Origin of the sequence: Winogradskyella algicola (genome assembly GCF_005869935.1) — a bacterium.
Taxonomy (GTDB): domain Bacteria; phylum Bacteroidota; class Bacteroidia; order Flavobacteriales; family Flavobacteriaceae; genus Winogradskyella; species Winogradskyella algicola.
On the sequence record NZ_SZQF01000003.1, the window covers coordinates 241479 to 254390 of the forward strand.

At 34.6% G+C, this 12912-nt stretch carries 12 protein-coding genes; 9 read left to right on the forward strand and 3 right to left on the reverse strand.

The window, feature by feature from the left end; all coding sequences use genetic code 11:
• Nucleotides 1-77 precede the first annotated feature (77 nt).
• The gene (locus FC091_RS07195; RefSeq protein ID WP_138433600.1) at nucleotides 78-833 is read right to left on the reverse strand and encodes a DUF6503 family protein; all 756 of its coding nucleotides are present in this window, start codon (nucleotides 831-833) and stop codon (nucleotides 78-80) included.
• 110 nt (nucleotides 834-943) lie between these two features.
• Between FC091_RS07195 and smpB the strand changes: the two genes are divergently transcribed.
• The 4 genes from smpB to FC091_RS07215 all read left to right on the forward strand — a co-directional run bounded on the left by smpB (nucleotide 944) and on the right by FC091_RS07215 (nucleotide 6503).
• Nucleotides 944-1402, forward strand: a complete 459-nt coding sequence (gene smpB / locus FC091_RS07200; protein ID WP_138433601.1) for an SsrA-binding protein SmpB — start codon at nucleotides 944-946, stop codon at nucleotides 1400-1402.
• A gap of 124 nt (nucleotides 1403-1526) precedes the next feature.
• The gene (locus tag FC091_RS07205) at nucleotides 1527-4019 is read left to right on the forward strand and encodes a DUF5686 and carboxypeptidase regulatory-like domain-containing protein (protein WP_317128732.1); all 2493 of its coding nucleotides are present in this window, start codon (nucleotides 1527-1529) and stop codon (nucleotides 4017-4019) included.
• Between the two features lie 82 nt (nucleotides 4020-4101).
• On the forward strand, nucleotides 4102-4626 hold the full coding sequence (locus tag FC091_RS07210; RefSeq protein ID WP_138433603.1) for a hypothetical protein: 525 nt from the start codon (nucleotides 4102-4104) through the stop codon (nucleotides 4624-4626).
• A 32-nt stretch (nucleotides 4627-4658) separates the two neighbouring features.
• Nucleotides 4659-6503, forward strand: coding sequence for a Xaa-Pro dipeptidyl-peptidase (locus FC091_RS07215; protein WP_138433604.1), 1845 nt, complete (start codon nucleotides 4659-4661; stop codon nucleotides 6501-6503).
• Here FC091_RS07215 and FC091_RS07220 read toward each other — a convergent pair.
• Nucleotides 6500-7783, reverse strand: a complete 1284-nt coding sequence (locus FC091_RS07220) for a cyanophycinase (protein WP_138433605.1) — start codon at nucleotides 7781-7783, stop codon at nucleotides 6500-6502. The genes FC091_RS07215 and FC091_RS07220 overlap by 4 nt on opposite strands.
• A gap of 3 nt (nucleotides 7784-7786) precedes the next feature.
• Complete coding sequence (locus tag FC091_RS07225) at nucleotides 7787-8428, reverse strand: protein-L-isoaspartate(D-aspartate) O-methyltransferase (RefSeq protein ID WP_138433606.1); 642 nt, start codon at nucleotides 8426-8428, stop codon at nucleotides 7787-7789.
• A gap of 143 nt (nucleotides 8429-8571) precedes the next feature.
• Between FC091_RS07225 and FC091_RS07230 the strand changes: the two genes are divergently transcribed.
• From FC091_RS07230 to FC091_RS07250, 5 genes are all read left to right on the forward strand, one after another.
• A complete protein-coding gene (locus FC091_RS07230; protein WP_138433607.1) occupies nucleotides 8572-9531 on the forward strand; it encodes a Gfo/Idh/MocA family protein in 960 nt (319 codons plus the stop codon).
• A gap of 134 nt (nucleotides 9532-9665) precedes the next feature.
• Nucleotides 9666-10553: a 3-hydroxybutyryl-CoA dehydrogenase gene (locus FC091_RS07235; RefSeq protein WP_138433608.1), complete on the forward strand. Its 888-nt coding sequence runs from the start codon at nucleotides 9666-9668 to the stop codon at nucleotides 10551-10553.
• Between the two features lie 29 nt (nucleotides 10554-10582).
• On the forward strand, nucleotides 10583-10957 hold the full coding sequence (locus FC091_RS07240; protein WP_138433609.1) for a four helix bundle protein: 375 nt from the start codon (nucleotides 10583-10585) through the stop codon (nucleotides 10955-10957).
• Nucleotides 10958-11023: 66 nt separating this feature from the next.
• The gene (locus FC091_RS07245; RefSeq protein WP_138433610.1) at nucleotides 11024-12262 is read left to right on the forward strand and encodes a DUF1015 domain-containing protein; all 1239 of its coding nucleotides are present in this window, start codon (nucleotides 11024-11026) and stop codon (nucleotides 12260-12262) included.
• Nucleotides 12252-12911: a YggS family pyridoxal phosphate-dependent enzyme gene (locus FC091_RS07250; protein WP_138433611.1), complete on the forward strand. Its 660-nt coding sequence runs from the start codon at nucleotides 12252-12254 to the stop codon at nucleotides 12909-12911. Before FC091_RS07245 ends, FC091_RS07250 begins: the two co-directional genes overlap by 11 nt.
• The last annotated feature ends 1 nt before the right edge of the window (nucleotide 12912 follow it).

Sequence of the window (12912 nt, forward strand, 5' to 3'; positions counted from 1 at the left end):
TGTTGATTTAATTTACAAGAATCTGAAACGAGTTCAGATTGACAAATAACATGAAGCTTAAGACTACAGCTTCTTTTTTATTGATTGAGTAATTCAACCTCTATACTTTTTAATTCAATTTTAGATAATAGTTTTAGTTTCTTTTCTTCAAAAGCTTCACCTAAATCAAACAGTTCTAATTCGTTGTTTTCCGTCTTATAATTATTATAATCTACAAACCGGATTCCTTCAATATATCTTTCATTAAACGCTTCTCTAAAGCGCATGCCTACACCATCTTCTTCATTATACGAGTACGCTAAATAATCAACTTTAAAACGCTCTTTATCAAACCAATACACAAAAACATCTTCATAGTCCTCACCTCCACCATCAGGATTAAATGTTACTTTAATTTTATAATAGTTCTTTTCGTTAATTTGCTCTTCTCCCAATAAAGTTTTATTGACAGCATCTGCATTTAAACCATACGGTAAAACCGAAAAGTAATGCACAGAATTAACAGATGCCGAAAACTTAGCCTTCATGCTATCTTCTAGAATAACACGACTTTCATTTATAAAACGATCAAAATTGTTATTGGTCAACAAATCGAAAACAGAATCATTACCATCCTTAAACATTCGTATTAAGGAAAACTGTCCTTTATTACGTCTGGCTACATAAAACTTATTTCTAAAATTGAATCGTATTACAGAATTATCAAATGCTTTACCTCCTGCTTTCTCTATAGATTTAGAAATGATTTCATCTGCTGTAAGGTTTATAACTTGTTTTTCATCCTTGCAACTAAAAAGCATTAATCCAAATAAAACCAAGTATAGATATTTCATAATTACGATTTAGGAAGTTAAGGTCGTAAAACTAAGTAATAGTTTACAATAAAGTTTACTTAATGCTTTTGCACTTTGTACTTGATACTTTCTTATTATCTTTGCCAACTATGCAAAAAAAGGTAAACATACTAAACAAGAAGGCAAAATTTCAGTACGAGATATTGGATAAGTACACTGCCGGAATTGTTTTAACTGGTACTGAGATAAAATCTATTAGAGCCAGTAAAGCTTCTATTGCCGAAAGTTTTTGCGAATTTAATGATCGTGGAGAATTGTTTGTTATCAACATGACAATAGAAGAGTACGCTTTTGGCAACTACTACAACCACAAACCTAAAGCTGAGCGTAAATTATTACTTAACAAACGTGAGCTTAAAAAACTTGAAAAAGAAGTTAACGTTAAAGGAAATTCTATTATTCCGCTTCGTCTGTTCATCAATGAAAAAGGACTAGCCAAATTAGAAATTGCTTTAGGTAAAGGTAAAAAACTCTACGATAAGCGTGAGACCATAAAAGATCGTGACAACAAGCGTAATTTAGACCGTATTAAGAAAAGTTTTCGATAACTTTAGGATTGCTATAACTGTTACATATTTCATTTTACTCTAAGTTTGATGCAGTTGCAGGCAACCAATGTTGGTAAAATAGTGTCTGTAATTATAAAGGCATGTTTTTTGTGCGATAAAATCCATGTCTAAGTTTAACCATCAATCAACATCTATGAAACTAAAACTACACGCTCTTTTTTTACTTTTTGTTTGCACTTTTGCATCTGCCCAAATTACAGGAACCATTACAAACACCAACGGAGAACCGCTACCCTTTGTAAATATTCTCGTAGAAAACACTTTTAAAGGCACTACCAGTAACGACGATGGTTATTACGAACTCTCCGTTTCAGAGAAAAAATCATGCACCATAGTTTATACGTATTTAGGTTATAAAACAGTTAAGAAAACAGTTGATGTAACCTCACTTCCTTTTAAGGTTGATGTTACTTTAGAAGAGGAATCTGTTTCTCTCAATGAAGTCGTAGTAGCATCGGAAGACAATCCAGCAAACGCAATCATAAGACAAGCGATAGCCAAACGGAAAGAGAATCTTGAGAAAATTGAATCGTTTAAAGCCGACTTTTATTCGCGCGGATTGATAAGAATAAAAGATGCCCCAGAAAAAATTTTAGGCCAAGAAATTGGAGATCTTGGAGGTGGTTTAGACTCTACCAGAAGTGGTATTATTTACCTCTCTGAAACCATTTCAAAAATTCAATATTTACGACCAAATCAGCTCAAAGAAAAAATTACAGCCTCTAAAGTAAGTGGAGACGATAATGGTTTTAGTTTCAACAATGCGCAAGATGTAGATTATAATTTCTACAATAATACGGTTGAGTTTGGTAATCAAATCGTGTCACCAATAGCTAACAATGCCTTTGGTTATTACCGCTATAAATTAGAAGGTATCTTTTATGATGAACATGGCAACCTCATCAATAAAATAAATGTAATTCCTAAGCGCAAAAATGATCCTGTGTTTTCAGGCACCATTTATATAGTTGAAGATCAATGGACGCTTTACGCTATTGAACTAGACATTACAGGAACGCAAGCCAGAATTCCTGCTGCAGATATCATCTCTTTAAAACAGAGTTTTTCGTATTCCAAAACTGATGATTTATGGGCTTTAATATCGCAAAGTATTGACTTTAAATACGGCATTTTTGGCATTAAAGGAGATGGACGCTTTACTGCTGTTTATAGTAATTACGAATTCAATTCTAACCTTACTCAAAAAGATTTTGGAGCGGAGCTTGTTTCTTTTGAAAATGAGGCTAACAAAAAAGATTCTTTGTTCTGGAAACAAATACGACCTGTGCCTCTAACTGAAGAAGAACGTACAGATTATGTAAAAAAAGATAGTATACAAATTGTTCGCGAATCTAAAACGTACTTAGATTCTGTAGATCGCGAAAAAAACAAATTTAAACTTGGCGATGTTTTAGGTTACACTTATGATAACTCTTATAAAAAGTATAGTTTAGGTTTTGATATTCCTATTGGAGGAGTTCAGTTTAATACTGTACAAGGATTTACCACACAACTCAATTTGTTTTACAATAAACAGTTAGACGAATTTAGACGTTATTTTAATGCAAGTGCTAGCGTACAATATGGTTTTTCAGATGAACGTTTACGTGCAACTGCGTCATTAAGATATAAGTTTAACAATACTAACAGGCGTTTCTTAACACTTTCTGGTGGAACCAAGGTAGAACAGTTTAATTCTGCTGAACCCATTACACCTTTTGGAAACTCTATTGCAACATTATTTTTTGAAGAAAACTACATGAAGTTGTACGAACGTCGTTTTATTCAACTTAATTACTCAGAGGAGTTATTCAACGGCTTTTATCTGTATTCTAACATTTCTTACGAAAACAGATCAGCACTTTTCAACACAACAGATCAGGCATTCTACCCAAGGGCAGACCAAGTTTACTTAACAAACAACCCTATAGATCCTACAAGCACAGATGCACCTTTTGAAAACCATAATATTGTAAAATTTAATGTGACTGGTCAGATTAACTTTGGTCAAAAGTATTTGAGTTATCCAGATAGTAAATTCAATATTAGATCAGAGAAGTATCCAACTTTGGTATTGAGTTACGAAAAAGGTCTGGGAGCTACAAATAGCGATTATAATTTTGACCAGATTAAAGCAAGACTCTATCAAAGCTTTACCATAGCAGACAAAGGTCGCTTTAGCTACAACCTAAGAGGAGGTAAATTTTTTAATGCAGACGATATTGCGTTTATGGACTACCAACATTTTAATGGCAACCAAATTAACGTAAGCAGACGTGGAAACTATACAAACGTATTTAACAACTTAGGCTATTACGACTTAAGCACCAATGACAGTTATCTAGAAATGCACGCTGAACATGATTTTAATGGCTTTATTTTGGGGAAAATTCCAGGTTTAAATAAATTAAATTTCAACCTTATAGTAGGTGCGCACAACTTAGCAACACCAGACAACAAACCGTATCAAGAATTTACAATTGGTGTTGATAATATTGGCTGGGGAAAATGGCGTTTCTTAAGGTTTGATTATATTCGCTCTTACCAAGGAGGATTTCAAGGAGATGCTATTTTATTTGGTTTGAAATTCTTTTAATTTTAAATAATTGTCACTCCTGCCTTTCGACTATCGCTCAAGATAAACTACGGCAGGAATCCATAAAATGATAACCATAAAGATGAAGAATTCACTTACAATTCTATTTTCCGTTCTTACTTTAACGCTTTCAGCCCAAGAAGAAACAAAAGATTTCAGTAAAAATGTGGCTACATTAGATAGCACCATTGAAACTTTATATACGGTCATTTCTGGCGATAAAGGTTTTGAACGCGATTGGACTTTGTTTAAACATTTGTTTCACAAAAATGCAAAGTTAATACCAACAGGAAAAGACAAAGAAGGTAAACAAATTGCACGCTACATGACGCCAGATGATTACATTAATAGCTCAGGAAAATGGTTAGTGGAAAACGGATTTCATGAAGTTGAAATCAATCGAGAAGTTCAAACGTTTGGAAACATCACGCAAGTGTTTAGTACCTATGAGTCTTTTAAAAATAAAGATGATGATAAACCATTTATGCGAGGCATTAATAGTATTCAATTACTAAATGATGGCGAACGTTGGTGGATTATCAATATTTACTGGATGCAAGAAACTAAAGACAACCCTATTCCTGATGACTATTTACCAAAGAATTAATCTTATTTTTATCAAAAAGTAAAAACAACACCATGCTAAAAACACGCAAAATCAATTTCATTCTAGCGCTTGCAATTGCTCTTTCTTTCCAAAGCTTTGCACAAGACACAACAGAAAAAGTAACACCTATTTTCAAAGATGGTGAAGCTCAAATTGTTGAAGCCTTTAATAACCCAGAGACATGGGTACATCACGATCTTTGGGTAGAAACAGAGTTTGATACAGATGGTGATGGCGATTTAGACAGAATGCATGTTTCTGTTACCAGACCAGAACAAACTGATACAGAAGACTTAAAATTACCTATCATCTATGTTACGAGTCCATATTTTGCAGGTGTTGCTGGTGATACACCAGGTATTATGTGGAATGTAGAAAGAGAACTCGGAGGCAAATCTGAAGAGCGCACACATCCTGAAGTAAAACGACGTGCTGCACCGAGACCAATGATTTCATATTCTCACATCAAAAAATGGGTTCCTCGTGGTTATATTGTTGTGCACTCATCTTCGCCTGGCACTGGTTACTCTGACGGTGCACCAACTTGTGGTGGTAAAAATGAATCTTTAGCACCAAAAGCTGTTATCGATTGGTTGTGTGGCAGAGCAAAAGGTTACACAGAACGCGATGGCAAAAAAGAAGTAAAAGCCTATTGGTCTACCGGAAAAGTAGGCATGACAGGTACATCGTATAATGGTACTTTACCTTTAGCAGCAGCCACAACTGGTGTTGATGGTTTAGAAGTTATTATCCCAATTGCTCCAAACACATCTTATTATCATTATTACCGTTCTAATGGCTTAGTACGTTCTCCTGGAGGTTATTTAGGTGAAGACATCGATGTGCTTTATGATTTTATTCACAGTGGTGATGAAGAAAACAGAGCCCACAACAACAAAGTGGTTAGAGATACTGATATGATGAACAATATGGATCGTCAGACTGGCGATTATAGCGATTGGTGGGCAGCCAGAGATTACCTTAACCAAATGGATAATATGAAAGCTGCACTACTAATGTCTCATGGCTTTAACGACTGGAATGTAATGCCAGAGCATAGTTACAGAATATATAAGGCTGCAAAAGAGAAAGGCCTTCCTGCTCAGATTTATTATCATCAGAATGGTCATGGTGGACCACCTCCAATTTCAATGATGAACAAATGGTTTACTAAATATCTTCATGGTGTAGACAATGGAGTTGATAAAGAAGAAAACAAGGCTTATATCGTAAGAGAATATGATGACCCTTCAAATCCTACAGCTTACAAAGATTATCCTAACCCTAATACGCAGGATGTTGTTTTACACCTAACAGAAGGAGGAAATACAGCGGGTGGATTAACGCTAAATAAAAATGTTATAGAAACTGGAGAAATACTTATAGATGATGTTTCATTCTCTGGTGCTGATCTCGCAAAAGCGGAGCGCTCAGAACATAGATTACTATATGTAACACCTAAGTTAAATGGAGATATCCATATTTCTGGAGTGCCAAAAGTGAGTATTACACTATCTAGTAAAAAGCCAGCGGCTAACCTGAGTGTATGGCTAGTATCCTTACCTTGGGATGATAGCGCATCAAAAATTACCGACAATATTATTACTCGTGGTTGGGCAGATCCTAAAAATTATAAATCATTAACCAACGAAGAAGACCTAATACCTGGTCGTTCATACACGGTGAATTTTGATCTACAACCAGATGACCAAGTTATAAAAGCAGGAAAGCAAATTGGATTAATGATTTTTTCTAGTGATAAAGAATATACTATCCATCCCAAACCTGGAACTGAATTAACCATTGAACTAGACAAAACAACCTTAACACTACCAATTGTTAATGGTGAAGAATCCTATAAAAAATACGTTAATTAGCGCTTAATAAGTTTAAACGTTTGTTTATAATCTTCATTTTCTATGATTATAAAATAGATACCATTGGCTAATGCTTTGGTATCTATTTTGTTTTTATCAAATTCTACTCCAACTTGTTTCCCAGAAACATCAAACATTTTAATATTTAAGTTTTCGATTTCTGTTTTAATTGACACGTAATCTGAAAATGGATTTGGCAGTACTTTTAGCTCTGTATTGGCAATATCCTCAACACTCAAGGCATCGTTACAATTTGGGTTTATTGATGATGATGTTGCAAACGTACCGTTGTTAACATACCAATTTTGCCACTCACCACCACTCCCGCTTTGCCAGTCGGAAAGATCAAAATAATTTTGTCCGTTTAGCGTACCTGGTACTTTATAAACTTTTAAAGCTTCATCATTTCTCACCCAATGTAATGGATTTCCATCAGTACAAGTTTCCGGTAAAAATTCATTCGTACAATTAGACTGCAAGAAGAAGGCATACTCAGGATATGTTGGGTATTCACCATAAACATTAGCCCTTCCATTTTCATCAACACAAACAGCAGTATATTCATTACATGCTATACCAAAGGCTCTTGAAGTGTTATCATTTGCATATCGTGCCAGAAAAACACTGTGTCTAGCTCTACGATCCGGATCATCGTAATGCGTATCTGTAATCATTTGGTCTAAATAAGGAATCTCTAAAAAATCATTATATCCTAAAGTCATTCTATTATGGTAAGGATCGCTAAGTGCTTGTGCGTTTGTTACTGTTCCGTTTTCTGCGGAAAAGTAACCACCACCTAGTATTGCCATTCCTGCACTCGTTCCACCTATGGCACCGCCTTTTATATTCACAAAATCGTTAATCGCGTCTTCCATAGCATTATTCTTAAAAAAGCTTACATAGTCGTACTGATCACCACCTGCAAACCAAATCGCCTCTGCTTTTTCTATTTTATCTAAAACATAACTATTTGTAGCTCCTTCTTCCGAAGAAATAACGAACGTTCTTACCGAATTGATGGTAACACCAAGTTGAGAATAAAAATAATTATTATAGCCATCACTTCCCGTAGCTCTTAAAACCACAACATCTCCTCCGTTGGCTCTATTTAAAAACCAAATCATCGCCTCATCATTTTCGCTTGCACCACCCATCATACAAATTCCAAACTCAGGCGATACTTCTAAGTCAGAAGAATTACCGGTTAAATACTCTGTGTAGTCCTGACCTAAAGCCAATTGCACAAAAATACTTAACACAAAAACAATAAAATACTTCATAATTTAGTTTTTATCTTCTAGCATCGGCACAAAACGGAATTCACCAAACTCGTGTTTTTCAAATTCCTTTTGTCCTCGTCTTATAAATAGGGTCATTACCTGTACATCATCTCCAACTGGTATCACTAGCCTACCACCAATAGCTAACTGACTTAGTAATGGTTTTGGCACAAAAGGCGCACCAGCAGTTACAATAATACTTTTAAAAGGTGCCTCTTCAGGCAGGCCTTTATAACCATCTCCAAAGATTAATTTTTTAGCTCTGTAACCAATTTTTGGCAAAAACTTAGATGTTTTTTTAAACAATTCCTGCTGACGTTCTATACTATAAACCTTAGCTCCAAGCTCTATTAAAACAGCACATTGATAACCACTACCTGTACCAATTTCTAGAACTTTGTCTCCAGGTTTTATTTGTAATAGTTCAGATTGAAATGCTACAGTGTAAGGTTGAGAAATCGTCTGATCTGCCGCAATCGGAAAAGCCTTATCTACATAAGCATGATCTATAAAGCCAGAGTCCATAAATAGATGTCTCGGTATTTTGCTGATTGCATTCAGTACCGCTTTATCTTTAATCCCCTTTCCAATAAGAGTGTCAACGAGTTGCTGACGCATCCCTTTGTGCTTAAATGTATCTTTCAAATCTCAGTTTAGTTTCAGGCTAAATTACTTCAAACAAAAGCAAAATGCAATTGCAATTTTCAATTATTAAATTCTCATTATTTTAGATTTTCTTTCTTAAATATCTCGTTCAAATCAATTATTTTTGAAAAAAACAGAAAAACATGCTAAAAGCTGGTGTTTTGGGTGCTGGTCACCTAGGAAAAATACATTTGAGACTGCTCAATCAATCCAAAAAATATGAGCTTGTTGGGTTTTATGATGCAGATGCTGAAAATGCAAAACGTGTTGTAGAAGAGTTTGGTTACACATATTTCGATTCTATTGAGGCTTTAATTGACGCTGTAGATGTTGTAGATATTGTAACTCCTACCCTTTCGCATTACGATTGTGCCAAGCAAGCAATTAAAAAAGGTAAACATATTTTTATAGAAAAGCCAATTACCAATACTGTTGAAGAAGCTGAAGCCATTAGAACTTTAGTTGCAGAACATGGTGTAAAAGGGCAAGTTGGTCATGTAGAGCGTTTTAATCCTGCATTCATAGCAGTGAAGAATAAAATAGAAAATCCTATGTTTATAGAAACGCACCGTTTGGCTGAATTTAATCCTCGTGGTACAGATGTTCCTGTGGTATTGGATTTAATGATTCACGATATCGACATTATTCTTAGCGTGGTGCAATCGCCTGTAAAGCATGTTTCTGCAAGTGGAGTTTCTGTCGTTAGTGATACTCCAGATATTGCTAATGCACGTATTGAATTTAAAAACGGATGTGTAGCCAACCTTACCGCAAGTCGTATTTCATTAAAGAACATGCGAAAAACACGTTTCTTTCAAAAAGATGCTTACATCTCTGTAGATTTTCTAGAAAAGAAATGTGAGGTCGTAAAAATGAAAGATGCACCAGAAAATCCAGGTGACTTTGATATGATTCTTCAAAATGCTGAAGGTGTTAAAAAGCAAATCTATTTTGATAATCCTGAAGTGTCTAGTAACAACGCCATTTTAGACGAACTAGAAACATTTGCAGATGCCATTAACAACAACACAAAGCCAATTGTAACATTGCATGATGGTACAGAAGCGCTACGTGTTGCAACAATGATTATTAATCAGTTTTAAAAAAGCCTTCCCTAACCCTTCCGAAGGAAGGGAACTCGAAGCGCTCTTTAAATATATATTACTAACAAAATTCTTACCAGCCCGAGTAAGAATTCCTTCCCTCTGGGAAGGCTAGGATGGGCTCTTTTTTAATTATGAAAAACATAGCAGTTATAGGAGCAGGAACAATGGGAAACGGAATTGCCCACACCTTTGCTCAGTCAGGATTTAAAGTAAACCTTATAGATATTAGTGAAGCGTCTCTAGAACGCGGTTTAGCTACAATTTCTAAGAATTTAGACAGAATGGTAGCTAAAGAAAAAATCACTGAAAATGATAAAGCAGAAACCTTAGGAAACATTACTACCTATACAAACACGGTTGATGGTGTTAAAAACACTGATCTTGTCGTTGAAGCAGCTACAGAAAATATAGATTTAAAACTAAAGATTTTTAAGCAGCTAGACGAAGCTTGTGATGACGCTACAATTTTGGCTACAAACACATCTTCAATCTCAATAACACAAATTGCAGCTGCTACATCGCGTCCAGAAAAAGTGATTGGTATGCATTTTATGAATCCTGTGCCAATCATGAAATTGGTAGAGATTATTCGTGGATACAATACAAGCGATGACGTTACAAATACCATCATGGAGTTATCTAAAACGCTTGGTAAAGTACCAACTGAGGTTAATGATTATCCTGGTTTTGTAGCCAATCGTATTTTAATGCCAATGATTAACGAGTCTATAGAGTCTTTATATAATGGTGTCGCTGGTGTTCAAGAAATTGATACCGTAATGAAATTAGGAATGGCACACCCTATGGGACCATTACAATTAGCAGATTTTATTGGTTTAGATGTATGCCTTTCTATCTTAAATGTAATGTACGATGGCTTTAAAAATCCTAAGTATGCACCTTGTCCTTTGCTTGTTAACATGGTACAAGCTGGTAAATTGGGAGTAAAATCTGGAGAAGGTTTTTATGATTATTCAGAAAGCCGTAAAGCAGAAAACGTATCTAAGCAGTTTTTATAGTGTGAAGTGTAAAGTCTAAAGTGTGAAGTATGAAAGTTCAAGATTTAATAGCTTATCGAAAGGGTTTTAAACTAGCGATGAATATTTATGAAATTTCAAAATCTTTTCCTAAAGAAGAAACTTACTCACTTACAGATCAGATAAGACGTTCTTCAAGAAGTGTTTGTGCCAATTTATCAGAAGCTTATCGTAAAAGACGCTATCCCAAACACTTTATTAGTAAGCTTACAGATTGTGATGCTGAAAATGGAGAAACTCAAACTTGGTTAGAGTTCGCAGTTGCTTGCAAATACATTTCTTCAAAACAATTCGAATTATTAAACGAAGAATCTTTTGAAGTTGCTAAACTTTTAAATTATATGATACTAAATCCTGAAAAATTTGGTTCAAAAAAAGAATCCTAAACATGTAGTAATAAGCGTCAAAAATTTGCCACTTCACACTTATTACTTTACACTTTAAACTAAAAGATGGCTAAAATAATTCCATTTAAGGCGGTTAAACCAACCAGAGCTATTGTTGGTCTTGTAGCAGCACGCCCTTATCAAAGTTATACTTTAGATGAACGTGAATCTAGAATGGGTTATAATCCGTACAGCTTTCTCCATATTGTTAATCCAGGTTATAAATACGACCAAGAAGTCACTGGAGAAGAGCGTTACAGACTGGTAAGAAGCCGTTACGAAGAATTTAAGGAAGATGGCATTTTTGTTACCGAAAACAAACCGTCGCTATATGTCTATAAAATTGTAAATAGGCATGGACAGGAATTTAACGGTATCATTGCCGCAACAAGTGCTGAAGATTATGAAAAAGATGTTATAAAAAAACACGAGGATACTATTGCAAAACGCGAACAAACGTTTAAAACCTATCTACAAACTGTAGGTTTTAATGCAGAGCCTGTGCTCCTCACCTATCCTGATAATGCCATTGTATCAGACATTATAAAAGAAACTCAAAAAGGCTATGCTGAATTTGAGTTTACTATGACCTATAGAGACACACATTATTTATGGAAAATAGATAATGATGAAACCATTAATAAAATTCAAAACGAATTTAAAAAAATGGAAACCATTTACATAGCAGATGGTCACCATAGATCGGCTTCCTCTTATCTGTTGTATAAAGATGAAAAAGAGAAAAACCCAAACCACAACGGTTCTGAATCTTACAGCTTTTTTATGTCGTATTTAATCCCAGAATCTGATTTAGTTATTCAAGAATTTAACCGATTGGTAAAAGATTTAAACGGATTAACAAAAGAAGAATTCTTAATAAAATTAGATGCACTTTATAGAATTGAAAATAGAGGTTTAACACCATACAGTCCTTCAAAACCTCATCATTTTAGTATGTATTTAGATGGAGAATTCTATTCACTTTATTTAAGAAAAACGAATTATAATTTTGAAAATGCTCTCGATAAACTTGATGCTCAACTCTTGTACAGCACAATTTTAGACCCTATACTTGGCATTAAAGATTTGAGAAACGATAATAGGATTGAATACGTACACGGCAAACACGAAATGATAACCATTAAAAGCAGTGTGGATAGTGGAAAGTTTAAAGTTGGTTTTGGCATGTGTCCTGCAACTGTGCAACAAATGAAAGAAATTGCAGACGAAGGCCTTACAATGCCACCAAAAAGCACTTATATTTTACCAAAATTAAGAAGCGGAATTACGATTTATGAGTATTAAAGACAACCTTCAAAACATAAAATCTGGCATACCAGAACATGTTACTCTAGTTGCGGTTTCTAAAACCAAACCTGTTAGTGATTTAATGGAAGCTTATGATGCTGGTCAGCGAATTTTTGGCGAAAACAAAATTCAGGAAATGGTTGAAAAATATGAACAAATGCCAAAGGATATACAATGGCATATGATTGGACATGTTCAACGTAACAAAGTGAAATACATGGCTGAGTTTGTCAGCTTAATTCACGGTGTTGACAGCTTTAAACTTCTAAAAGAAATTAATAAACAGGCTAAAAAGTACGATAGAGTCATCAACTGTTTGCTTCAAATAAAAATTGCTGATGAGGATAGTAAATTCGGCATGTCTGCAAATGATGCTACTACACTTTTACATTCAGATGAGTTTTCAGAATTAAAAAACATTGAAATTGTTGGTCTCATGGGAATGGCAACATTTACAGATAATATGGCACAAGTAGAAAACGAATTTAGATTTCTAAAAACTACTTTTGACAAACTTAAAACTCAGAACTCAGAACTCAAAATTTTAAGTATGGGCATGAGTGGCGATTATAAGCTAGCAATAGAATGTGGTAGTACTATGATACGCGTGGGAAGTAGTATCTTTGGCGCAAGAAATTATCATTAAA